The sequence below is a fragment of the Desulfosalsimonas sp. genome (genome assembly GCF_055149105.1).
The window spans coordinates 1-21,955 of the sequence record NZ_JBSRLA010000009.1 but is presented as its reverse complement, the minus strand read 5'-3'; the positions used below and the strand labels follow the sequence as shown (position 1 = coordinate 21,955).

At 52.4% G+C, this 21,955-nt stretch carries 25 protein-coding genes and 1 tRNA gene; 16 read left to right on the top strand and 10 right to left on the bottom strand.

Features of this window, described 5'->3' with window-relative positions; all coding sequences use genetic code 11:
- The first annotated feature begins 85 nt into the window (after positions 1-85).
- The 8 genes from ACTCIA_RS03460 to ACTCIA_RS03425 all read left to right on the top strand — a co-directional run bounded on the left by ACTCIA_RS03460 (position 86) and on the right by ACTCIA_RS03425 (position 8,906).
- Complete coding sequence (locus tag ACTCIA_RS03460) at positions 86-1,372, top strand: thiolase family protein (RefSeq protein WP_463000409.1); 1,287 nt, start codon at positions 86-88, stop codon at positions 1,370-1,372.
- A 41-nt stretch (positions 1,373-1,413) separates the two neighbouring features.
- Entirely contained in the window at positions 1,414-1,584 is a 171-nt protein-coding gene (locus tag ACTCIA_RS03455; protein ID WP_181552132.1) for a hypothetical protein, read from the top strand.
- Between the two features lie 238 nt (positions 1,585-1,822).
- Positions 1,823-4,318, top strand: coding sequence for a DNA gyrase subunit A (gyrA, locus tag ACTCIA_RS03450; RefSeq protein WP_463000408.1), 2,496 nt, complete (start codon positions 1,823-1,825; stop codon positions 4,316-4,318).
- A gap of 38 nt (positions 4,319-4,356) precedes the next feature.
- Entirely contained in the window at positions 4,357-5,382 is a 1,026-nt protein-coding gene (locus tag ACTCIA_RS03445) for an NAD(P)H-dependent glycerol-3-phosphate dehydrogenase (RefSeq protein WP_463000407.1), read from the top strand.
- A gap of 41 nt (positions 5,383-5,423) precedes the next feature.
- Positions 5,424-6,167, top strand: a complete 744-nt coding sequence (radC, locus tag ACTCIA_RS03440; RefSeq protein WP_463000406.1) for a RadC family protein — start codon at positions 5,424-5,426, stop codon at positions 6,165-6,167.
- Positions 6,160-6,438, top strand: a complete 279-nt coding sequence (locus ACTCIA_RS03435) for a hypothetical protein (RefSeq protein ID WP_463000405.1) — start codon at positions 6,160-6,162, stop codon at positions 6,436-6,438. Before radC ends, ACTCIA_RS03435 begins: the two co-directional genes overlap by 8 nt.
- A gap of 27 nt (positions 6,439-6,465) precedes the next feature.
- Positions 6,466-7,659: a phosphoglycerate kinase gene (locus ACTCIA_RS03430; RefSeq protein ID WP_463000404.1), complete on the top strand. Its 1,194-nt coding sequence runs from the start codon at positions 6,466-6,468 to the stop codon at positions 7,657-7,659.
- 185 nt (positions 7,660-7,844) lie between these two features.
- A complete protein-coding gene (locus ACTCIA_RS03425; RefSeq protein ID WP_463000403.1) occupies positions 7,845-8,906 on the top strand; it encodes a hypothetical protein in 1,062 nt (353 codons plus the stop codon).
- A 6-nt stretch (positions 8,907-8,912) separates the two neighbouring features.
- Here the strand turns inward: ACTCIA_RS03425 and ACTCIA_RS03420 are convergent, their stop codons facing one another.
- Entirely contained in the window at positions 8,913-9,371 is a 459-nt protein-coding gene (locus tag ACTCIA_RS03420) for an N-acetyltransferase (RefSeq protein WP_463000402.1), read from the bottom strand.
- A 72-nt stretch (positions 9,372-9,443) separates the two neighbouring features.
- Complete coding sequence (locus ACTCIA_RS03415; protein ID WP_463000401.1) at positions 9,444-11,396, bottom strand: penicillin-binding protein 1A; 1,953 nt, start codon at positions 11,394-11,396, stop codon at positions 9,444-9,446.
- A gap of 67 nt (positions 11,397-11,463) precedes the next feature.
- Between ACTCIA_RS03415 and ACTCIA_RS03410 the strand changes: the two genes are divergently transcribed.
- From ACTCIA_RS03410 to ACTCIA_RS03395, 4 genes are all read left to right on the top strand, one after another.
- Positions 11,464-11,539, top strand: a tRNA-Val gene (locus ACTCIA_RS03410).
- A gap of 761 nt (positions 11,540-12,300) precedes the next feature.
- Positions 12,301-12,645 (top strand): DUF6122 family protein, encoded by a 345-nt coding sequence (locus ACTCIA_RS03405; protein ID WP_463000400.1) that lies wholly within the window; start codon positions 12,301-12,303, stop codon positions 12,643-12,645.
- 443 nt (positions 12,646-13,088) lie between these two features.
- The gene (locus ACTCIA_RS03400) at positions 13,089-13,340 is read left to right on the top strand and encodes a type II toxin-antitoxin system HicA family toxin (RefSeq protein ID WP_463000399.1); all 252 of its coding nucleotides are present in this window, start codon (positions 13,089-13,091) and stop codon (positions 13,338-13,340) included.
- Positions 13,340-13,681 (top strand): type II toxin-antitoxin system HicB family antitoxin, encoded by a 342-nt coding sequence (locus ACTCIA_RS03395; protein WP_463000398.1) that lies wholly within the window; start codon positions 13,340-13,342, stop codon positions 13,679-13,681. Before ACTCIA_RS03400 ends, ACTCIA_RS03395 begins: the two co-directional genes overlap by 1 nt.
- A 152-nt stretch (positions 13,682-13,833) precedes the next feature.
- On the opposite strand, the gene ACTCIA_RS03390 is transcribed toward ACTCIA_RS03395, so the two are convergent.
- The 8 genes from ACTCIA_RS03390 to ACTCIA_RS03355 all read right to left on the bottom strand — a co-directional run bounded on the left by ACTCIA_RS03390 (position 13,834) and on the right by ACTCIA_RS03355 (position 18,541).
- Positions 13,834-14,037 carry a hypothetical protein gene (locus ACTCIA_RS03390; RefSeq protein ID WP_463000397.1) on the bottom strand — a complete coding sequence of 68 codons (204 nt, stop codon included), beginning with the start codon at positions 14,035-14,037 and terminating at the stop codon, positions 13,834-13,836.
- A gap of 41 nt (positions 14,038-14,078) precedes the next feature.
- Positions 14,079-14,555: a VIT1/CCC1 transporter family protein gene (locus tag ACTCIA_RS03385; RefSeq protein ID WP_463000396.1), complete on the bottom strand. Its 477-nt coding sequence runs from the start codon at positions 14,553-14,555 to the stop codon at positions 14,079-14,081.
- A gap of 2 nt (positions 14,556-14,557) precedes the next feature.
- Positions 14,558-15,172 carry a hypothetical protein gene (locus ACTCIA_RS03380; protein WP_463000395.1) on the bottom strand — a complete coding sequence of 205 codons (615 nt, stop codon included), beginning with the start codon at positions 15,170-15,172 and terminating at the stop codon, positions 14,558-14,560.
- Positions 15,173-15,205: 33 nt separating this feature from the next.
- On the bottom strand, positions 15,206-15,823 hold the full coding sequence (locus ACTCIA_RS03375; RefSeq protein WP_463000394.1) for a diheme cytochrome c: 618 nt from the start codon (positions 15,821-15,823) through the stop codon (positions 15,206-15,208).
- A 135-nt stretch (positions 15,824-15,958) separates the two neighbouring features.
- Positions 15,959-16,366 carry a hypothetical protein gene (locus ACTCIA_RS03370; RefSeq protein ID WP_463000393.1) on the bottom strand — a complete coding sequence of 136 codons (408 nt, stop codon included), beginning with the start codon at positions 16,364-16,366 and terminating at the stop codon, positions 15,959-15,961.
- A gap of 142 nt (positions 16,367-16,508) precedes the next feature.
- Positions 16,509-16,859 carry a hypothetical protein gene (locus tag ACTCIA_RS03365; protein WP_463000392.1) on the bottom strand — a complete coding sequence of 117 codons (351 nt, stop codon included), beginning with the start codon at positions 16,857-16,859 and terminating at the stop codon, positions 16,509-16,511.
- A gap of 27 nt (positions 16,860-16,886) precedes the next feature.
- Positions 16,887-17,123, bottom strand: coding sequence for a hypothetical protein (locus ACTCIA_RS03360; protein WP_463000391.1), 237 nt, complete (start codon positions 17,121-17,123; stop codon positions 16,887-16,889).
- Positions 17,124-17,353: 230 nt separating this feature from the next.
- The gene (locus ACTCIA_RS03355) at positions 17,354-18,541 is read right to left on the bottom strand and encodes a double-cubane-cluster-containing anaerobic reductase (protein WP_463000390.1); all 1,188 of its coding nucleotides are present in this window, start codon (positions 18,539-18,541) and stop codon (positions 17,354-17,356) included.
- 528 nt (positions 18,542-19,069) lie between these two features.
- Between ACTCIA_RS03355 and ACTCIA_RS03350 the strand changes: the two genes are divergently transcribed.
- The 4 genes from ACTCIA_RS03350 to ACTCIA_RS03335 all read left to right on the top strand — a co-directional run bounded on the left by ACTCIA_RS03350 (position 19,070) and on the right by ACTCIA_RS03335 (position 21,717).
- Positions 19,070-19,819, top strand: a complete 750-nt coding sequence (locus tag ACTCIA_RS03350; protein ID WP_463000389.1) for a tyrosine-type recombinase/integrase — start codon at positions 19,070-19,072, stop codon at positions 19,817-19,819.
- A 293-nt stretch (positions 19,820-20,112) separates the two neighbouring features.
- A complete protein-coding gene (locus tag ACTCIA_RS03345; protein WP_463000388.1) occupies positions 20,113-20,403 on the top strand; it encodes a nucleotidyltransferase family protein in 291 nt (96 codons plus the stop codon).
- A complete protein-coding gene (locus tag ACTCIA_RS03340) occupies positions 20,396-20,755 on the top strand; it encodes a HepT-like ribonuclease domain-containing protein (protein ID WP_463000387.1) in 360 nt (119 codons plus the stop codon). The genes ACTCIA_RS03345 and ACTCIA_RS03340 overlap by 8 nt, the downstream gene beginning before the upstream one ends.
- 521 nt (positions 20,756-21,276) lie before the next feature.
- Complete coding sequence (locus ACTCIA_RS03335) at positions 21,277-21,717, top strand: response regulator (protein ID WP_463000386.1); 441 nt, start codon at positions 21,277-21,279, stop codon at positions 21,715-21,717.
- Positions 21,718-21,955: the final 238 nt, after the last annotated feature.

Below are 21,955 nucleotides of genomic sequence, written 5' to 3'. Positions count from 1 at the left end.
GGTTTATGCCTGTTTTAACCTATCCCGGATTGCGGGATAGCCAACAGGATACCAACGTGGATACAATAGCAATGAGGAGGCGGATATGCAAGAGGTGGTGATCGTCAGCGGCGCCCGGACCCCGGTGGGCGCATTCGGCGGATCGCTCAAGGATGTCACGGCAGTTGAACTGGGCAGCCTCGCGATAAAGGAAGCAGTGAAACGCGCCGGGCTGAGGCCGGCATTAAGTGATGAAATGAAAGAAGGGGCTCCCGATCCGTTCAAGGGTCAGGGTCCGGTGGAACTGGAATCCGCAGGCGCTCAGTGGGATGATAACGCCCGGGAAGTGGCATTTGACGAAGTGATCATGGGAAATGTCCTGATTGCCGCCCAGGGTCAGAACCCGGCGCGCCAGGCCATGATCCGCGCGGGCATGCCCAAGGAAACACCCGGATTTACCATCAACAAGGTCTGTGCCTCCGGATTAAAGGCCATTGCCCTGGCTGCTTCGTCGATTATGTGCGGCGAGGCCGAAGCCATTGTGGCCGGCGGCCAGGAGAGCATGAGCTGTGCGCCCATGGCCCTTCCCAAGGCCCGGTGGGGACATCGCATGGAGGTCACCGGCAAGGGCGAAGTCCTGGATTTGATGGTGTATGATGGTTTGTATGAAATTTTTTACGGTTATCACATGGGCGTGACCGCGGAAAATATCGTGGAAAAATACGGGATTTCCCGGCAGGAGCAGGATGAGTTGTCTGTTTTGAGCCACAACCGGGCCAGGGCGGCCATTTCCGACGGCACCTTTGCAAAGGAAATCGTCCCCGTGACCATTAAAACCCGTAAGGGCGATGTGGTGGTCGACACAGACGAACGGCCCATGGAAACCAATATGGAAAAAATGGCCAAACTCAAGCCGGTGTTTAAAAAAGACGGCTCTGTCACTGCGGGCAATGCTTCGGGGGTTAATGACGGGGCTGCGGCAGTGGTACTGATGAGCGCCCAAAAGGCCGAGTCACTGGGCCTTGCCCCTCTTGCCAAAATCAAGGCATTTGCATCCGGCGGCGTGGATCCGGCTTACATGGGGCTGGGTCCCATTCCGGCGATCCGCAAGGTGCTGCGCCAAACCGGCATGAGCATTGATGACCTGGAGATCATTGAGTTAAACGAAGCCTTTGCGTCCCAGGCCCTGGCGTGCATGAAGGAGCTCGGTATTGACACCCAAAAGCCCAACCAGTACGGCAGCGGCATTTCCCTGGGCCATCCCATCGGATGCACCGGTGCCCGGCAGATGGTGACCGCCATTCACATGATGCGCGACAAGGGCGCCAAAAACGCCCTGATTTCCATGTGCATCGGCGGCGGAATGGGCATGGCGATGATTATTGAGGCATAGGCAAAACAGCATATTCCCACAAAGGCCACAGGAGTGGATCCATGACGACCATTGAATCGATCAGCAGAAAAATCGGAACACTTGTCATTTTCGGGGTGCCTGTGATTATCGGCGGCGGCATTGTTTATTATTTTGCCCAGAGCTTTCCGGCCATGTATGTCTTTGAAGTGGTGCTGCTGCTGGCTGCCCTCGGGTTTGTCAGCAAATTGTGATGGTTTTTCCGGTCACTGCAAAAATGCCGCATCCCGGGTGTTTTTGCAGTGATTTTTTTGCCGCCTGCAACAGCACGACGCATCTGAAATCAGACTTTTTACGGTACCATCAAAAATCATTCAAAAAAGTCTTTTTGTTTTTTTGTAAACACGGTGCCTGCCAAATCCAGCCAAACCCTCTGCCATTGGCAAGATCAGGATTGGTGCGGAGTTCGGCCGGCCCTGACCAGGAGTTGAAATGAGCGAAATCCAGCAGCGCATCGATGGGATAAGCATCGACAGCGAGATGAAGCAGTCTTATCTCGATTATGCCATGAGCGTGATCATCGGCAGGGCCCTGCCCGATGTGCGCGATGGATTAAAACCGGTCCACCGGCGCATTATGTTTGCCATGCGCGAGCTGCGCAATGACTGGAACAAGCCGTATAAGAAATCGGCCCGTATTGTGGGTGACGTTATTGGTAAGTACCATCCCCACGGCGATTCCGCGGTTTATGATGCTACCGTGCGCATGGCCCAGAAATTCACCCTGCGCTATCCCTTTGTCGACGGGCAGGGCAACTTCGGCTCCGTGGACGGCGATCCCCCGGCGGCCATGCGTTACACGGAAGTGCGCATGACCCGGCTGGCCCACCAGATGCTTGAAGACATTGACAAGGAAACCGTTGACTGGCAGCTCAACTACGATGAAACCCTGAACGAACCCATGGTGCTGCCGGCCAAGGTACCGGCCCTGCTGTTAAACGGATCATCGGGTATTGCCGTGGGCATGGCCACCAATATCCCGCCCCATAATTTAAATGAACTGGCAGAGGCCATCAAGGCCCTGATCGACAACAGCGAGCTGAGCGTAAACGATCTTATCGAATATCTGCCCGGTCCGGATTTTCCCACCGGCGGCATCATCTACGGCACCGAGGGTATCCGGCAGGCCTACCAGACCGGCCGGGGCAAGCTGCGCATCCGGGCGCGTATCGACATTGAACGCGACAAGAAGAACAACAGCGATATCATTATTGTCAAGGAATTGCCCTACCAGGTCAACAAGGCGACCTTGATCGAAAAGATGGTGCATTTGGTCAAGGAGCGCCAGATCGAGGGCGTGCGCTATATCCGGGACGAGTCCGACAAGGAGGGCATCCGGGTGGCCATTGCCCTTAAAAAAGACCAGGTGGCCGAAGTGGTGCTAAACCTGCTCTACAAGCATACTCCCCTGGAAAGCAACTTCGGCATCATTTTCCTGGCCGTGGTCAACCGGCGGCCCGAGTTGATGAATTTAAAGGAAATGCTTGAGCATTTCATCGTGCACCGCAAGGAAATCATCATCCGCCGGACCCGCTATGATCTGAAAAAGGCAGAGGCCCGGGCCCATATCCTGGAAGGGCTGATCATTGCCCTGGACAACATCGATGAGGTGGTGGCCCTGATCCGGGCGGCGGCATCGCCTGCGGAGGCCAAATCCCAGCTCATGGAGCGCTTTGCCCTGTCTGATGCCCAGTCCCAGGCGATCCTGGATATGCGTCTGCAGCGGCTGACCGGACTTGAGCGGGACAAGATCAAGCAGGAGCACGTGGAAATTCTCCAGGCCATTGCCAGATACAAGGAAATTCTGTCAAGCGAACGGCTGGTGCTGCAATTGATCAAGGACGAGCTCACGGAAATTCAGCAGACATTCGGGGATCAACGCCTGACCAAGATCGTGTCCGAAACCCGGGAGATCACCCTGGAGGACATGATCGTGCAGGAAGACATGGTGGTGACCATCACCACGGCCGGCTATATCAAGCGCAATCCCATCACCCTTTACCGAAAGCAGCACCGGGGCGGCAAGGGCAAGACCGGCATGGGCACCAAGGAAGAGGATCTGGTCTCGCACCTGTTTGTGGCCTCCACCCATCACACGTTCATGTTTTTCACCAACCAGGGCCGGGTTTACTGGTGCAAGGTCTATGACATTCCCCAGGGCGGGCGCACCAGCAAGGGCAAGGCCATTGTCAATCTGTTGAATTTTGCCCCGGATGAGCACCTGACCACGGTGCTTGCCGTACCTGAATTTTCCCCTGGCAATTACGTGCTCATGGCCACCCGTCAGGGCGTGGTGAAAAAGACCGATATCATGGCGTTTTCCAGACCCCGGGCCGGGGGCATCATCGCCATTAACCTGCCTGAGGGCGACGAGCTCATGGCCGCCCGGTTGACCGACGGCACCCGCCAGGTATTTTTGTGCACTTTGTTTGGCAAGTCGATTCGGTTTCCGGAAACCGACATCCGGGCTTCGGGCCGCATTTCCCGGGGAGTTCGGGGAATGCGTCTTGTCAGCGGCGACCGGCTGGTTGGCATGGAAGTGCTCACTTACGGCCAGACCCTTCTGACGGCAACGGAAAACGGCTACGGCAAGCGTACTTCCATTGACGAGTACCCGGTGCAGAAACGGGGCGGCAAGGGCGTGATCACCATCAAGACCAACGAGAGAAACGGCCGGGTGGTGACCATCCTGGTGGTCTCAGACGAAGACGAGATCATGCTGGTCACCGATGCCGGAAAAATCATCCGCCTGGCCATTGCCGATATCTCGGTGATCAGCCGAAACACCCAGGGAGTCAAGCTCATTGACATTGAAGCAAGCGAACGACTTGTAAGCGCCGCGCGGCTGGCCGAACAGGAGGACCCGGAAGTCATTGCGGATGATGGTATTGCGGATGATGAGGCGGACGACGATACAGACGAAGGTTAAACAGATGACAAAGCCCCGGAGGAGGCTTAAATTATAGAATGAAGAATGCGGAAAATGTGAAAATCGGAATTGTGGGTGCCGGGAGCTGGGGCACCGCCATTGCCGGAATGCTCGGGGAAAAGGGCTATAAACTTGACCTGTGGGCCTGGGAGCCGGAGGTTCGCGCCAGTATCACAGAAAAACGGGAAAATGATTTATTTTTGCCCGGGGTCAGGTTGTCGGAAAACATCCGGGTCTCCAATGACCTGGACAGCGTGACCGGAGGCAAGGACCTGGTGGTTTTTGTGGTGCCCACCCACGTGATGCGGGAGATGGCCGGCCGGGCGGCTCAAAGCCTGGCTGCGGATACGGTGCTGGTTTCGGCGGCCAAGGGCATTGAGAATAAGACGCATCTGACCATGACCGGGGTACTGGCTGAAGTGCTGCCGGAACACAAGGATCGGGTGGCTGTTGTTTCCGGGCCGAGTTTTGCCGCGGAAGTGGCCCGGGGCCTGCCCACGGTGGTGGCTGCGGCCGCCCCGGACCCGGAGGTGGCGGCTTTTCTCCAGCAGGTTTTTTCCACCCCGTTTTTCCGGGTATACACCAATACCGATGTCATGGGCGTGCAGCTGGGCGGGGCGGTCAAAAACGTCATCGCCATTGCCTCGGGCATTGTCGACGGCCTGGAGCTGGGATTAAACAGCCGGGCGGCCCTGATCACCCGCGGGCTGACCGAAATTCGGCGGCTGGGGCTTAAGCTCGGGGCCAATCCGCACACATTTGCGGGCTTAAGCGGGGTTGGCGATTTGGTGCTGACCTGCACCGGCACGCTGAGCCGCAATCATACAGTGGGCAAGATGATCGGGCAGGGAAAGAGCCTGGATGAGATTTTATCCAGCATGTCCATGGTGGCCGAAGGGGTGCGCACCGCCCGGTCGGTCTATAATCTGTCGAATAAAATCAACGTGGAAATGCCCATTGCCCATTCGGTCTACCAGGTGCTCTACGAGTCCTTAAAACCCGATGAGGCGGTATACCAGCTAATGACCCGGACTCTGAAGTCGGAACTCGAGGATGTAGAGTAAATTTTTGAAAACCATTGCCGTTTTATTTCAAGCAAGGGCAGATGGCGCGCGATTCGCACAAAGGTGAAGGCCACCGCCGGCGCCTGCGGGAAAAATTCCTGGACGCCGGATTGACCGGATTCCATGACTACGAGGTGGTGGAGCTGTTGCTGACCCTGGCAACTCCGCAGAAAGACTGCAAGGATGCCGCCAAAGCCGCAATAAAGCGTTTTGAGACCCTGGCCGGAGTCCTGGATGCGCCGGTGGAGGCCTTGTGCGAAATCAAGGGCATCGGACCCAAAAACGTCTTCGGCATCAAGCTGGTGCCGGCCGTGGCTGAGCGCTACCTGGAGAAAAAGGTCAGCAACACCGACCCGGTGAGCAACGCGTCCGCGCTGTTTGATTACCTGTACCAGAGCATGGCCGGAATGGACCGGGAGTGCTTCAAGGTATTGTTTCTGGATGCCAAAAACCGGGTGCAGGCCACGGAAATTTTGTTTGAAGGCACCCTGACCGCAGGGGCCGTCTATCCCAGGGAAGTGGTGAAACGGGCCCTGGAATACCGGGCTGCTGCCGTGATTTTTGCCCATAATCACCCTTCCGGGGACCCGGAGCCCTCGTCAGCAGACATGGCCATCACCCGCAGGCTGATTTTTGCCTGCCTGAGCATGAACATAACGGTTCACGAGCATTTGATTATCGGCGACCGCCGGTATTACAGTTTTGCCGACGCCGGCCACATCGCCAGCATGTGCCGGCAGTATGAACAGGAACTGGCCAGATTTACGGCACAAACCCATGAATGATTCTCCGGATCGACCGCAGTGCTTTGGTGTTCTCGGACAGGTTTTTCCGGTTGGTGAAGACGGACTGCGCCACAGCCCGGAAGAATGCATGGCATGCTCGCACAAAACCGAATGCCTGAAAACCGCTGTTTCAGAAGACGGCGGCCTTCAGGTGGCCGAGGAAAAGCTTGATCGGGCCTGGCAGGCCCGCAGGATCGGCTTTTTTCAACGCTGGGCCCGGAAAAAATCCATTCACCGACAGAAAAAGGACCAGGGCGGTAAAACGCCCTGAAAACCGTGCAAGGAGGGAGAGAGACCCATGTATTCCATCAAGGAACTGGACCTTCAGGGCAAACGCGTACTGGTGCGGGTGGATTTCAATGTTCCCTTGGATGAGCATCAAAACATCACCGATGACACCCGGATCAAGGCGGTGCTTCCCACACTGCAGTATATCCTGGATCACCAGGGCCGGCTGGTGATCATGAGCCATATGGGCCGGCCCAAGGGAAAAGCCGTTGACAAGCTGCGCCTGGCGCCGGTGGCCAAGCGCCTGGGCCGGCTCCTGGAGCAGGAAGTGTTCATGGCCGAAGACTGCATCGGTGAAAACGTGGAAAACCTGGTCAACGGCCTGGAAGACGGCCGGGTGGCGCTGCTGGAAAATTTGCGGTTTTATCCGGGAGAAGAGGCCAATGATCCGGACTTTGCCCGGCAGTTGGCCGCCCTGGGCGATGTTTATATCAATGACGCATTTGCGGTATGCCACCGGGCCCACGCGTCAGTGGAAGCCATTGTAAGCCGTTTTTCCGAGACTGCGGCCGGGTTTCTGCTGCTAAAGGAACTCAAGTATTTCAAGGATGCCATGGAAAAACCCAGGCGTCCGCTTGTGGCCATCATCGGGGGTGCCAAGGTGTCTTCAAAGTTCGGAGCCCTGGAAAACATGCTGCCGCGGGTCAACAAGTTTATCATCGGCGGGGCCATGGCCAATTCGTTTCTAAAAAGCATGGGCTTTGCCGTGGGCCGTTCAAAGGTGGAAGAAGATTTGGTGGAGGCTGCGGGCGCGCTTCGCCAGCGGGCCCTTCGCGAGGGGGTCAAGTTCTACCTGCCCGTGGATGCGGTTGTGGCCCCGGAGCCCGGGCCCAATGTGGAGACCAAGATCGTTCCCATCCAGGAGATTCCGGAAGACTGGATGGCCCTAGATATCGGGCCGGCAACATCCCGGCTGTTTGACGAGGCCCTGTATAACGCAAAGACCATTGTGTGGAACGGCCCCATGGGCATGTTTGAAATCGATGCCTTCAGCCGGGGCACCATATCCATGGTGTATAGCGTGGCCGATTCTTATGCCCTTTCCATCGTGGGCGGCGGGGATACGGATGTGGCCATCCACTCCACCGGCCAGACGGATCGGATTTCCTACATTTCCACAGGCGGCGGGGCATTTCTGCGCCTGCTGGAAGGAAAGCCCCTGCCGGGCGTTCAGGCCCTGGGCGGGTTGGAAATTCATGAATAAACGTGTGGCCGGCGTTTTTGGATCTTTGCGAAAACAGGCGATGTACTTCGGGCGCTTGACCGGAAATCGGCTGCAAAAGGTTGGTAGGCATGATAATTGCTTGACAATTTTGGGAAAAACAGTTAGTTTAAAATTTGTGTTTTTGCCTTCCACTTCCATTTGTTCTATGAAAGGAGATCAGATTCTTGTATTGGCGCACCCGGGAGGAACTCAGCCTTGAAAACCGGCTCCGGCGGTCTTATTATGAGCTGCTTCGCGATGAACTCGATCAGTTCATCATGGCCCATGCCCTGAAAGAATCTTACGAAAATTTCAAAAACAACAACGCTGCCTATCCCTTTGTTGAAAGAAAGGAACTCAAGCCCCGGGCCCGGATTCCCAAGGAGGAGTTCAGCCTGCACAATTCATTTCTGGTGATATTTGTCGAAGACACCATCCCCCAGGCGTACAAGAAATACATCCGGTTTTTTGATGTTAACAAAACCACCAAGACAAACCTTCTGCGTTCCAAAACCCTGTCGCTGGGACCGGATTTTGACCGGAGCCAGAAATTTCTGGATTCGGTGCATTTTTATCATTTTTTAAAAGAACTCCTGCCGGTGGATTATGCCCTGTTGATCCAGCGTGACACCAGCCATGCCAAAACCAAGCACCGCTACTACCTTTCCCATTTTCACGTGCGCATTGACTGGCCCATTTCCGAGGCCGCAGAGGATCTGGCCCGGTATTTGCGCTACATCTCCAAGGACGTCTATGAAAAGGGGGAGAAATACGCCGAGGACGTGCAGAAAAAGTTTTTTGAATATCACGCCCTGCCCGACATGATCGGGGGAAGGCGAACTGCGGCCAGTGTTGCGGCCCAGTATCTGCGGCGCCTGCCGTTTATTTCAACGGTGTATGTTTCCAGCAGCGAGTCGCGCTCCCTGTACCGCTATTGCGAGCAGGGGGTGTCGCGAATGGTGGTCATGCGCCTGACCCCCGGGGAAATGGAGCAGGTGGCAGACCGCAACAACATGCCGCTGCGGGAGCTGAAGCGTTTTTACATGCTGGATCAAAACGGCAAAGGCGGGATTTTCCTGTTCCGGGTCACCTACGGCCATACCAGCCCGGCCCTGCCCCCGGAAGACGGCAAGCTCCGGGACATCAAGCCCGAGCTTTTCTGGATCACGGTCAAGTACCAGCACCTGCTGCCCCTGCCCGGCATCTGGGAGCATCCGCCCCTGCGGGTAAACCTGATCTATACCTGAGGCGCCTTACGCAATCTGCTTGAGCATGGCGGTCTCGTCGCAGTCCGGAAACTTCACGCAATGGATACAGTCGGCCCATATCTTGATGGGCAGCTCTGTCTTGTCAATGACGATAAATCCGAATTTCTTGAAAAAATCCGGCCGATAGGTGAGGGTGAAAAGTTTTTTGATCTTGTATTGCCGGGCTTCTTCAAAGGCGGTTTCCAGAAGCCGGGTGCCGATCTCTTTGCCCATGTAGGGTTCTGTCACGGCCAGGGAGCGGATTTCAGCCAGGTCCTCCCAGCAGAACTGCAGGGCGCAGCAACCCACAATTCGTCCGGTCTCTTCATCCTCGTAGACGTTGAAATCCCGCAGGTGGTCATACAATCGGCTCAGGGGCCGGGCCAGCAGGTCTCCCTTTGCGCCGTAGAACTTGAGCAGGGCGTGAATGGGCTTGATGTCTTCGATGGTGGCTTTGCGGATCATAGGCCCTGTTTAGCGGTTGCGCAAAGGCAAATCAAGTGTTTTTATCACTCCCCCGGCCTTGCTTCTTTTTTGTTATAGGCCGCTGTCCGGGTTTTTTCGGATCCTTGCGGGCACGCCGCGGTTTCCGGATACCCGTTTTCCCGTATCCGGATCCATGCGCACCTGCTCCAGTTCATCCGGAAAATCAAAATACCGCAAGGGCTGGGTTTCTATCGCCTTTTCCATGAATTGCTTCCATACGGGCAGGGCCGCCCGGCCGCCGGTTTCATAAGGGCCCAATGGGGCATAATCGTCTCTTCCCACCCAGACCCCGGCTGCCAGGGTCGGAGAAAATCCCACAAACAAAGCGTCGCGGTACTTGTTGGTGGTGCCGGTCTTGCCGGCCAGCTCCGCGCCCAGATCCCTGGCACCCCGGCCAGAGCCTTCCTGGATCACCCCCTTTAGCACATCGGTCATGATGGCCGCATTGGTGCGCGACATGGCCAGGTGCCTGGACGGACTGCGCTGCCAGACAATGCGGCCGTCCGGGCCTGTGATGCGCTCGACGCTGCCGGGTTTGACGTATTTCCCGCGGTTGGGAAATACCGTGTATGCCGAGGTCAGTTCAAGCAAGCTGAGCTCAAAGCTGCCCAGGGCCATGGACAAATACGGTGAAAGCGGGGATTGGATCCCCATTTTGCGGGCAAAGTCAATGGCCGCAGCCGGCCCGATATCCTGGAGCACCCGGACGGCCGGGATGTTTTTGGAGGCCGTCACCGCCTTTCTCAGGGTAATTTCGCCCGCATAATCGCCGGAAAAATTTTCAGGCTGCCAGTCGCTGCGCCCGCCGGAGCCGGCAAAGACCATGGGGGAATCGAGCAGCAGGGTGTTTTGGTCATAGCCGTTTTCCAGGGCACAGGCGTAAATGATGGGTTTAAAGGCCGATCCCGGCTGCCTGCGGGCGGAAACCGCACGGTTGAACTGGGTTTTTTGATAGTCACGGCCCCCGGTCATGGCCCGGATTGCCCCGGTTTGCACGTCAACGGCCACAAGGGCGCCCTGGATCTGACCCTTGTCATCTTTTTTTTCTGCAATGCGCCCGGCCAGAGAAGAAAGCCCTTTGGAAACCGCCCGGTCTGCGGCTTGCTGCAGTTCGTAGGACAATGTGGTGTGCACCGTGACCCCGCCCTTGTAGAGCATGTCCGCACCAATGGTTTCTCTGAGCTGCTTTTTGATATAGTCCACGAAATATGGGGCACGCTGCGAGGCGGCGCCCTTTTTTTCCGGCGGCTGATAGGGGGTGTCAGCCGCTTTTTCAAACGCCTGTTTTGAGATGTTTCCGGTCTGGTGCATCATGGCAAGCACCAGGTTGCGCCGCTGGATTGCCAGATCCGGATTGACCAGGGGGGAATAGGTGGACGGGGCTTTGGGCAGCCCGGCGATCATGGCGCATTCGGCCAGGTCCAGCTCGGATGCGGGCTTGGCAAAATAGGTGCGGGCGGCCATTTCCACCCCATATGCCCCGCTGCCGAAATAGATCTGATTGAGATACAGCTCCAGGATTTCATCCTTGGTGTATCTGCGTTCGAGCTGTAGAGCCAGAAAAGCTTCCTTGAGCTTTCGTTCAAGGGATTTTTCCGGGGTGAGAAAAAGGGTTTTGGCCAGCTGCTGGGTAATGGTGCTGGCCCCCTGGGACAAAGAGCCGGTTTTGATGTCATGGACAAGGGCCCGCAGGATTCCCTTGATGTCCAGACCGCTGTGATCCCGAAACTGCCGGTCTTCAGTGGTCAAAAGGGCTGTTTCAAGGGCGTCGGGCACCTGCTCAAGAGGTACGGGCGAGCGTTTCCGGACATAGACTTGCGCCAGCAGAACCTGGTCGGCCGAGTAGATGCGCGAAACCGCAGACGGAGAAAAATTTTCCAAACCGCGGATTTCCGGCAGATCGCTTCTGGCCGCCACCACTGCGGCCACGGTGGCCCCGCACACGGCGGCGGCGGCCGCCACCAGCACGATTTTTATCCACACGGATTTGATAATGGTTTTCAAAGCAGTATCACCTGTTGTTTTTCCCTTGACAGACCCTCGGTTATTCATATATTTCAGACAACAATAAAGGCGCGTAGCTCAGTTGGCAGAGCGCTACCCCGACACGGTAGAAGTCAGCAGTTCGAGTCTGCTCGCGCCTACCATTAAAATCAAGGGTTTGCAGATATGGTTATCTGCAAACCCTTTTTTTGTGCTGTGACCAAAATTCATTTTTTAACCATTTGTGGCCGGTAAGGTTCAAAGTGGTATTTTCAAATTTCAGTGCCACGGCAAAGAACCGATATATCATGTTGTTGTGATTTATCGCCCCCCTGACGCATTCGGAAATATCAGATTTAACTTGCCCGGGTTGCAGGCCACTTTCCAGAGCTTAAGGTATGCCATCATTTGTGGTCCCAGGTCAACCCGCCGGTTTGATGTTCTTGTTTTTACATCATGCCATCTCTGAACTCACAGAAGAAGCCTTTGAAGACCTCCTGAGCAAATATTTAAACGCTGCAAACGGCAAAATCGCGTTAAAAAGCCCGGTATTCCTTTATCAGTTGCGAATGCCCTGAATGGCAATTTTTGACGTTCCATCCTCTTTGTTTTTGTTTCAATCGGGTGAGCAGCGTGATGGAATATATCGAAAATGTGCACCCCATGAAGGCCATTCCCCGGGAGCCATGATAGCCGTCAGTGCTCGGATTATCCGAGTCTATCCATGATGAAAAAATTCGGACCGAGCAGCCACAACATATTGTACAATACTTGGACATTGGAAATTCAGGACTATGTTTGACATCTCTTAGCAGAGTATCTGCCTGCATAACTGAAAGTTTCATAACATTCTTCAGTCCGGTTTTTAAATTAAGGGCTCGCATTAGAAATAATGCTATAAGGAAGAAAAGGAATCGAAGACTTGATGGAAGTTAGCGCCGACGTATTCAGGCACCTCATCCATTACTCGTTTCACCTGTTGGTACCATTTATATTCGCAAAGCTTTTCTGGAAGGAGAATTGGTGGAAGGCAGGTCTGATTATGGTTGCAACAATGCTTATAGATTTGGACCATCTGCTGGCCGATCCAGTTTTTGATCCCAATCGTTGCAGTATCGGTTTCCACCCTCTCCACACTTTGTGGGCGGGGATTTTTTATTGCGGTCTTCTGGCGGTTCCTTCATGGAAATGGCGTGCAGTATCCGTGGGGTGCCTATGGCATCTTTGCACGGATTTCATTGATTGCCTGCTTGGAGGATTATGGCCATGACAATGTTGCGACTAAAGTGCCTCACAACCAGATGAAACGCCTGTGCGGGTTCAGTTAGACCTTGCTGACGTTTCGGCCGCTGACCCGCAACATTGCAAATCAATTATATGCCTTCGCAATAATACCCAGCCCATAACAAAGTAAAAAGGAAGGCTCAGCCATCTCCTAATAAATGAAGATACAATATATTGGGTCCTTGCGAAACAGAGAATGGTATGATTTTTTAGTATCAAGCATGGTAGCATGCTTGCCACAAAATGGAATATTTCTGGGCTCCCAGAAATTTGCACCTTGATTCTGGCAATCTTCTTGGATCCGAGATTCGCATTACTGGCGGGGAATAACCGTGCAGATTATGGGCTACAAAACCGGACATATCATGTGTTACTTACAATCCGGTCTTTTTTACTTGACATGATATCAAAAATTAATATCATCCTTTTATGAACAAAAAACAACGGCAGACACTGGAACGGATATTCGAGAAACCAGAGCGTTCCGATATTTCATGGTCGGACATTGAAAGCCTATTCATAGCACTTGGAGTTGAGATATCCGAAGGAAGGGGATCGCGGGTAAGGGTTAGTCTATCAGATGTAAAAGCTGTCTTTCACAGACCTCATCCGCAAAGAGTGACAAACAAATCAACTATCCGATCAGTGCGTCGTTTCTTAATAGAATCGGGGGTAATTTGATGGAATACAAGGGCTATTATGCACAAGTCATATTCGATGAGGGCGCCAATATCTTTCATGGTGAAGTTATCAACCTGCGTGATGTTATCACTTTTGAAGGCGAGACCGTTGACGAATTGCGACAAGCTTTTCAAGATTCAGTCGACGATTATCTCGAATTCTGTGCAGAACGGGGCGAGAATCCTGAAAAGCCGTATTCAGGTAAGCTTATGGTGCGGGTTAATCCTGAACTTCACAAGCGCGTAGCCGTAGAGGCCCGGAAAAGAGGTGTTAGCATAAATTCATTGGTCGGCGAGGCGCTTACCAAGACAATTGATGGAAATGGCCAACCGCAGGCATAATCTCGGAACAAATAACTTTCCACCATAATCTCAGCCCCCCTCTTGGTTATGACAACATACTTGCCATTCCGAACAAGATCCCCGGGCGTCCGCGAAACTGCACCTTGATTTCGGTATTCTTCAGTGAGGCCTGATCCTCAAAACTGCTGAGCTTAGCCGTGCTGGCCCGTCACCTCATTGCCGTCTTCATTTTCCAAGTGACGCCATGCGTCTGCCGCTTCGGAATGCTCAGGTTCTTTTTCGGTCTCGTGGTGGTCATGCCCCCTGTATCGATTTGCGTGCTCGTCCGCCGGTGATAGCGCCGGGGAGAAGAAAATGGCCAGCAATACGATTATAATGACAATCGGGCGCATCATGTCACCATTTCCTTTCGTTGAGGTTTTTACGGTGCAAATGTTTATGCGGCAAGCCGGCCCAGCCAGTCGCCCACCCAGTGCGTGATAGCAATGACGATAACCGCAATGACGAGGTGTTCGCCGGCTGTCTTCCATAAGGAGGTCTTCTGAGATCTTGCGATAACTACACTCAACAGTGTCAGAATGGACAGGCCCCATACCAGGCTGATTACGATGGCGGTGGAGATCTCAAATAAGACCACCGGAACGACAAAGGTCATCGCAAATAGAAATTTCGCAAGAAAAGTGGCAATGGTGGCCACCCAGACCGCACTGATGGACTGGGTGCTTTCGGCCTCCTTTGAAATGTGGATGCCAAGGGCGTCTGAAAATGCATCGGCAATGGCGATGGTCAAGATTCCGGCCAGGACCACGATCTTGGAATGGGTGCCCGAATGCAGGCCGACCATGAGGCCCAGGGTAGTAATGACAGCCGAAGTCAGGCCGAAGTAAATACCGGTGCGCAGGGAGTCGTGCATTTTCATCTCCTTAACAATGGTTTGGTTTGCTGGCATGATGTTAAAACAAAGTGTGTGCAGTAATAGGGGGTTTTCTCCCATCGCTGCAGAGAGCCCAGGTGCTTAAGAAATTCTTGCCGGGGATAGCCGGGCACCACCTTCTTGTCCCTGCCATCAAGGAACAATATGTTGCCTATTATGAAGGCTTTGCCCGTTGACAGGCGACTGAGGTGAATCGGCTTATGCCAAAACAGTTCACCCTCTTCAGTTAGGGTAAGCTGATAACCCCCTACCCTGTAGACTGAAGGCATTGCTGTTTCTGGGACCGCCTGGTGCTTCCGGTAAATCTGGTTGAGTGTCAGGGTCCGATCATTATCACAGGCGCGCAGCACGTAGTTGGTACAATACCAATCAGTATTTGTCCAGAGTGGCAGCGCATTTAAACTCTCACTGTATTCCAGCATCAGATAACCAGGCGCCTCTGTTTCAATAGCGGGCCCCAGAAATAAAATATTGCTTGTGATCAGGCATTTTCCTGTTCGGGCACCGGCAAAACCGACATGGGTCTCCCACCATAACGACCCATCCGGTTTTGCCAGAATCTTATACTGCTCTAATCTGTAACAAGAATTTTTCATTATTGATGGCCGCTTTTTATATAATATTTTGGATTACTTTGGAATCCTGACATAATCGTCATCAAAAACACCTTTTTGCGCAGTTACATGACACGCCGAACAGTTTGACAATGAACCGATCGCCTCCCGCTTAAACACGTTCTGATTTAGTTCAAGGTGCTCTTTAATGATATAAGGCACCTCGGTAATTCGCATCGGCGTATTGTTTCCAAGGCTTCTCACGATCTTACGGGCCCTTTCTGTTCTGCCGCGATCAGCAGCGTTTTTGTAGAGGAAGGCTGCAATCGCCTTTTCAGATGCCGGGTCAAGGGCGACAGTGCTGTCATAATGGTTTTCAATGCCGGCAAGGATTTTTTCCCAGGAGCGTGTCGGCAATAAATCGGCCGGATAGGCCAGGTGGCAGCCACCACATGTGTTCAGATAGATTGAATTCTGCTCAAAGACTGCGTGGTGTTCATCATCATGATCATCCTCGTCTTTATGCTCCTTATGGTGGCCTTCGGTTTTCCTGTGACTCTTGTGATGTTCTGAAAACTCATGATGTTCCGCTTCGTCATTCGAACGATGGTCATCCGCCCATGCCGCCCAAAGTCCTGCATGGATTGTAAAAACAGCGATCCCACAAATCAGCCATACCTTTAACTGGCTCATATTGCCTCCTGTGCATGAGTATGTTTATAAATTGGAGATATGATCCGCCGTCTTGAGATCCAAGACGCGGCAAAAATCAAATTTGGGATTTATCGAAAATGTGCAGAAAAAAAGAGGATTGAGAAGGAATGGTCGTTAACAGAGCAGGCTTTGATTTTTCAGGTAAAGCGCTATAAAGCGGAAAATGTTATTCGTTTGCCGGTCGGCAAAGGGAGTGGTCTCATAAAGAGGCGCATACAAATAATCGGCCCCGGAAATAAATAACGGGGCAAATGGAGAGGAAAAATTTGATCCAGCCTGACTTGCTCGGCTGTTTTTTGCTTTCAGCGTCTGTCCATCTTCAAAATTACAGCTTTTGCAATGATCTCCAAGGCAGTGATGGTGAAATGGATATTTTTTTGTTTTTGGTTCTGGGTGATCGGAAATAGAGTTGGTACAGGTGCTGCCGCAAAAACAAATTTCACTCATTGTGCTGTTGGCAAAAACTCCCAGCACAAGGGACAATAAAATTATGATGTTGATTTTTTTGAAATTTCCCCTCAAGCCCCTGCCCCCAACATAGAAGTAGTGAACCTGTCCAGCCTCAGTGTGATCAATAACAGTAACATATTAAACTTTAGGGAAATAAGCAACCCGTAATATCAAACCTGTCTGCACAATTATTAATCATCGTCCGGACAACAATTTATGGATAGGCATATTTCAGGTAGCATAGTTTTTTATGGCCGACCCTGAATGGCACTACTTCGCCATATCGGCCAAAGCGATCTTTGAGATCCTCCCAGTCTTTTTGGCTGAAAACAGCAATTCCCTCGCGAGTCCGCTGAAATGCCTGTTCAAGGTCATCCGGCGTCCGGATTTCCCTGCCAAACCGCTGGCTGTATAAGGCAAGAATTTCGCCGTTCATTTGATAGAGAAGCAGTTTCCCGGAGGGCGGTATGTGATTTTGGGCGGCCTCGGCAAGGCGGACAGGCGTTTTTATCTCATCGAAACCGGGGAAGACGATCATGCCGACCGTCAATGTGAACACAATCATTGTTGCGGGAAATGTGCGGAACCATTTTCAGCTCAGTCCGCCACGGATAAACAGGCGGGTCAGCATCGCACCTCCGCCAAGCAGGGCAATGATAGAAGGCACAAAAATATATCCCGGCACCGGAATGCCGTGGACGGCAGGCATCACCAGCATGGCCAAGCCCAGCAGCACCAGTACTCCCAGAAAGGGATACGCAGTGGCCCGGGGCCATTTTGATGTCTGGTTCAGAAAATGCGGCCAGGCCGCAGCCACAATTATGGCCATTGCCGGTCTGCACGAGACCATTTTCCTCCCGAAGTTCTGCCGTGTCGACCATGAAATTGCAGATGCTCAGTGCCACCGGGCCCGGCGGTATTTTCTGTATTGCTGTATTGCTTTGCACCAGTGCCGCTGTACTGATGAAGCATCCCCCCGATCGCCAATTTACATATCGTCCGCAAGACAGGTAACTTGGTTTGCTTTTTTTCAGACCAGAGAGCCCAATCAGTGCGGTATCAGTTGACGGCCGCCTTTGCGGGCAGTGTTTCGATCACCGCCTCGATACGGGTTTTCAACTGCCCGATATCGGCGTTCGAATAGTCGCTTTCAATCTTCAGGAAGGCAGGGCCATGGTTTTCCGCCACGTGCCGGGCCATCCGGTAGGACTCTACGTTGTAGCCGTGGCATGACTGCAGAATGAAATCGATCACCACGTCCGGCTTGTAGGTTTCAATGAGCGATGACAAAGCGTTCATCCGTTCACTATTGGGCGTCATACAGGCACAGGGAATTTTCAGGTAGCGTTCTGCCATCGCCCCCATGGGATCGCCGGTGTTTTCCGCGAAATCGCCGTTGAATATCTTGATGCCGGTGCAGGAATCCGGTGCGACTATCAAGCCGCCGGCCTCCTCCACCACGCGGAATATCTTAGTGGCATCTCCGCCGATAGGGCATCCTGTCACCATAACACGCGGTGCGCCCCGCGCGCCGAAGTACTCACCGTTTGACCTTCGTTTTTCTAATTTTTCGAGCTTTTCCTCCAGGAGGGGAACAATGTCCGGTCCCGTGGAGGGCATGGCAAGAAACGATATATCATAGATCTCCTTCCAACTGATTACCGGCGGATCACAGGCGGCATATTCGAAGATTTTCCGGGCGAGCCGGTTTTTCCTGTTGGACCAGACGATCGCCTCCTCGATCTGCTCTTTTGTTGCGCTTCGCCCGGTCTTGCCCTCCAGGAATTGCTTGAGCCGGACGATCATGCGTCGCCAGTTCCCGACGGCGCCGTCTTCATCAGGCATCTGCGGCAGGTCCATGACATGCAACGGACGAAGCTCAGAGATCAATTCGAACATTTTCTTCTTGCCGTCGCAGGTCGTCTCGGCCACCACTACGTCCGCGGCCGTGAAGAAGGGACAGGTGCCCTCCTGTATGAACCCGTAACTCGATTTGATAAGAGGGCAAAGGTTGGCCGGCAGGACCTCTTCGGCCGATTCGATGGGGACCTTTGAAAACGCGCAAAGCAATGCCGGTACGATGCCCATGGCATGCATCAGTTCGAGGGGGGCATAGCCGCAGTATATTCCGGCGACCGGCCAGCCATCCTCTTTTTTCTTTAGCACATATTGCAATGCTCGCTTGGATGGCGGATCGGCATCTAGCCCATCATTCATCAACGGTTCTTTCGGTGCGCTGCTGCTCATCAATCTGCTCCTTTCCGGTGCGGGTAAAATATTCGGCGACTGAACGAAACCCGGCGTGTTTCGGCAAGACCCTGGCTGAAAAACTGCGAGCCAGATGTCGTTTTATTTCAAATAAAAAAGGAATTTCCGTCCCAATATTTGCCATCAATAAAATTGGTGATTGGTGCAACTTATAGATTAGGCATCCCTTAGAAGTCAAATTGGAAATATCAATAAAATTTATATTAATGATAGAAAAATTCTATTATAAGCCTATTTTTAAAACTGAGTTATGGGGTTACTTGATCTGATGCATTTATCATGTGCGGGTCCATAATGCTTGCCAAGGAATGGAATATTCCTGGGCATCTTAAAATTTGCACAATGGTTCTGGCATGTTATTTTTTTCGGAGAGGCTGTCATCAGCCAAAAACAAACCTTTAAAAGCAAAGGAGGTCATCATGTTGCTCTCACAAGCCGTTACCAATTTCATGGAGTATCAGAAAATGAACTCGGGAAAAAAATACGGTCAAGAATTACAAGCTTTTCATGGATAGGCTGAATTCCTATTTCGAAGGTCTGGAGCTTGCCTCCATCTCTTCAGATCACATCCTCCAGTTTTTGACCCAGGATACCGAGGGCCAGAAACAATCCACCAAGCGCTTCAAGTACACCCTGCTAAAAACTCTTTTCAATTTCACCAAAAACACCTCTGATCCATCGTTTGTCAATCCCTGTGATACTGCAGTGCTGAAAAAGACATTTCGCTTGGCCAAGGGCCGTCAGTGGATCATCCTGGAAAAGGATGCTGTTGATGAGATCATTTTCAGATCCGATAACCCCAGGGACCGTTTGATGCTCGAACTGATGGCCAGGGGCGGAATGCGCATCGGGGAAGTGCTGAAGCTCCGGATGATGGACGTGGATGACTGTAAATTGTTTCTGGTCAGCCCCAAAAGCGGCCGGCAAAACGAGGTCGTTTATATCCCCAAGAAGGTGGCAGGCCGGCTCAGGGAATATATCCGGTCAAAGAACATGGCATCAGAAGAAAGGGTTTTCCCTATCGGTTATACCGGCGCCAGGCAGATTGTTAAAAGGGCCGGCAGAAAAATTGGTCTTGAAATCAGTCCTCATGATCTGAGGCGGCATGCTGCAACTTATGCCAGCAGAGCCGGTGCTCCCATTGAAATCGTGAGCAAGGTCATTCTCCGGCATGCCAATCTTTCGACCATTCAACGGTATCTTGGAAAAGTCAGTGATACCGAGGCCAGTCGTTGGGTGGAAAATATTTTCAGCTGATTACCATGGAGCCGGGGCAGCAGTTTGGGCCCCGGCTTTCCACCATGAAATCGGTATGCTTCACAGATCAAACGGCCACAATTATGCCATCATGGCCGTATTCTCCACTTTGACCCGAAGGTTATATTTCTCCTTTCCTGCGTATAATGCTGGCTACTAATCGATATTTCCAAATGAACCCTTGTTCATAACCATGACAATTTAACTTGTATACCGAAGAGCAGATGTTATATGATTGTGTACCTTTTAACAGCCATAGAGTTCATAATTATTTTTTTCTTCAGGGTTGAACAATGGATAGACAGCGCGTCCTTGAACTGTTAAGCCGCAGCAAACCCGAATTGCAGGCCCGATTCGGGGTGACTATGCTGGCATTATTCGGCTCCACCGCGCGTGACAATGCCACCAGTGTCAGTGATATTGACATACTGGTAGCGTTTGACGGTCCAGCCACCTCACGGCGCTATTTTGGTGTACAGTTCTACTTGGAGGACATTCTTGGCTGCCCTGTCGATCTGGTGACCGAAAAGGCCTTGCGAACGGAATTGCGTCCTTATATCGAACGGGAGCGGGTCAATGTCTGATAACAGCAAGCACGAGTGGCGTTTTTACATCGACGATATGATCGACTTTGCTGAAAAAGTCATGGTCTACACCGAAGGCCTCGACCAAGCGGGTTTCGAGGCGAGCGGGATGACATATGACGCCACTTTACGTAACCTGGAGTTAATCGGGGAAGCAGCAACCCACATTCCCGACGAGGTTCGCGCTGCCCATCCTGAGATCCCCTGGAGGATGATTATCGCCACCCGCAACCAGCTCATTCACGGATATCTCGGCATTGACAACGACACCCTCTGGAGCATAATTCAGGACGATGTGCCCGAACTACTACCGATGTTGAAGTCGCTGAAGACTGACTCCACCCGTTCCTGAATCTCATCTGCTGCTGTTTTTTATGCCTGAACCGGGGAAGAAATAAGGTACATTGGCCTTTTACACATTTGGAATCATTCAGTTTGGAGGCATGACTTGCCACGGATTTGAATATCCCTGGGCCCTCCCCAAAATGCGCCTTGAATCCGCTATTCCTCAGCAACTCCAAACCGGAAATACTGGCCGAGCATAGCCGTATTCTGCAGCAGCAAATTAAAAATCTTTCAAGAAAAAACTAAATTTTCGGGTTTCCTGTAAATCAGCGCTCAGCCCGGGGATGTCCACCGGCGGAATAGAAGGCTGTAAGTTTTTGCCCCACAAAAGAATCCGGTTAAGTCCTACAGACAGGAAAGAACCCATCCGTTATATTTTTTATCAGAGATGAAGCATTATACTGTTTTGTTATCTTATTGCGGTGTTATTCGGACCGGCTTGTATTTGAACCCTGCAGACTCTTGGCATTCATGTGCGGATGCTTTTTGCTTCATTTAAAATCTCAAAGGCTGCAGGGGGAAATGAAAATGTTTTATGATAAAGATCTTTTCAAAATATTTAAGGATCAAGACGTTCCCCCGGGAACAGAAAACATCCTGCTTGTAGACGATAAAACGGCTATCTCCCAGTATTGCAAGGTATTGCTGGAATCCATGGGTTATAAGATCAACAGCCCGATGGACCCCAAAACGGCCCTGGTCAATTTTAGGCAACAACCCTATTGCTTCGATCTCCTGGTCACCGATTATAAAATGGAGCCCCTTAACGGCAGTATACTGGCCACGACTATAGTCGGTATCCGCCCTGAGCTGCCCATTATCGCATTTACCGGGCATCCGGAAATGGCTTGCCAGCATAACGTTTTCTGGTGTGTGATCCCCAAAACTTCCACCATAAGAGAGATCGGCGTTGCAATCAGGCAGGTTTTAGACGCCGTTCGACCCCCTGTAATCAATAGATTTGAATAAAGTGTCATTGACCCGCCCTTTTGACCAGTTGATCTGTGCCGGATTAACGCGCACTTTTTGCCACGACGTTTTCAAGTGCAGCCGCCTGTCAAAAATGATAGGGAGGCAAATTGTCGGCAATTCAGTCGGAAAACGGTAAGGGTGTGGCTCTTTTCCAATAACACCTAAAGTTCGAAATATCAATGAGATATTGATTTTAATGGCCTGGGCGACAGGCCTCTTCAGTAAAGATATTTTC

Coding starts and splice junctions, on each gene's coding strand:
- gyrA (WP_463000408.1), top strand. CDS start 1,823: ATGAGCGAAATCCAGCAGCGCATCGATGGGATAAGCATCGACAGCGAG.
- ACTCIA_RS03355 (WP_463000390.1), bottom strand. CDS start 18,541: ATGAGCAGCAGCGCACCGAAAGAACCGTTGATGAATGATGGGCTAGAT.
- ACTCIA_RS03400 (WP_463000399.1), top strand. CDS start 13,089: ATGAACAAAAAACAACGGCAGACACTGGAACGGATATTCGAGAAACCA.
- ACTCIA_RS03340 (WP_463000387.1), top strand. CDS start 20,396: ATGTCTGATAACAGCAAGCACGAGTGGCGTTTTTACATCGACGATATG.
- ACTCIA_RS03345 (WP_463000388.1), top strand. CDS start 20,113: ATGGATAGACAGCGCGTCCTTGAACTGTTAAGCCGCAGCAAACCCGAA.
- ACTCIA_RS03385 (WP_463000396.1), bottom strand. CDS start 14,555: ATGCACGACTCCCTGCGCACCGGTATTTACTTCGGCCTGACTTCGGCT.
- ACTCIA_RS03350 (WP_463000389.1), top strand. CDS start 19,070: ATGGATAGGCTGAATTCCTATTTCGAAGGTCTGGAGCTTGCCTCCATC.
- ACTCIA_RS03380 (WP_463000395.1), bottom strand. CDS start 15,172: ATGAAAAATTCTTGTTACAGATTAGAGCAGTATAAGATTCTGGCAAAA.
- ACTCIA_RS03435 (WP_463000405.1), top strand. CDS start 6,160: ATGAATGATTCTCCGGATCGACCGCAGTGCTTTGGTGTTCTCGGACAG.
- ACTCIA_RS03430 (WP_463000404.1), top strand. CDS start 6,466: ATGTATTCCATCAAGGAACTGGACCTTCAGGGCAAACGCGTACTGGTG.
- ACTCIA_RS03360 (WP_463000391.1), bottom strand. CDS start 17,123: ATGGCCATAATTGTGGCTGCGGCCTGGCCGCATTTTCTGAACCAGACA.
- ACTCIA_RS03460 (WP_463000409.1), top strand. CDS start 86: ATGCAAGAGGTGGTGATCGTCAGCGGCGCCCGGACCCCGGTGGGCGCA.
- ACTCIA_RS03390 (WP_463000397.1), bottom strand. CDS start 14,037: ATGATGCGCCCGATTGTCATTATAATCGTATTGCTGGCCATTTTCTTC.
- ACTCIA_RS03455 (WP_181552132.1), top strand. CDS start 1,414: ATGACGACCATTGAATCGATCAGCAGAAAAATCGGAACACTTGTCATT.
- ACTCIA_RS03405 (WP_463000400.1), top strand. CDS start 12,301: ATGGAAGTTAGCGCCGACGTATTCAGGCACCTCATCCATTACTCGTTT.
- ACTCIA_RS03365 (WP_463000392.1), bottom strand. CDS start 16,859: ATGATTGTGTTCACATTGACGGTCGGCATGATCGTCTTCCCCGGTTTC.
- radC (WP_463000406.1), top strand. CDS start 5,424: ATGGCGCGCGATTCGCACAAAGGTGAAGGCCACCGCCGGCGCCTGCGG.
- ACTCIA_RS03375 (WP_463000394.1), bottom strand. CDS start 15,823: ATGAGCCAGTTAAAGGTATGGCTGATTTGTGGGATCGCTGTTTTTACA.
- ACTCIA_RS03335 (WP_463000386.1), top strand. CDS start 21,277: ATGTTTTATGATAAAGATCTTTTCAAAATATTTAAGGATCAAGACGTT.
- ACTCIA_RS03395 (WP_463000398.1), top strand. CDS start 13,340: ATGGAATACAAGGGCTATTATGCACAAGTCATATTCGATGAGGGCGCC.
- ACTCIA_RS03445 (WP_463000407.1), top strand. CDS start 4,357: ATGAAGAATGCGGAAAATGTGAAAATCGGAATTGTGGGTGCCGGGAGC.
- ACTCIA_RS03420 (WP_463000402.1), bottom strand. CDS start 9,371: ATGATCCGCAAAGCCACCATCGAAGACATCAAGCCCATTCACGCCCTG.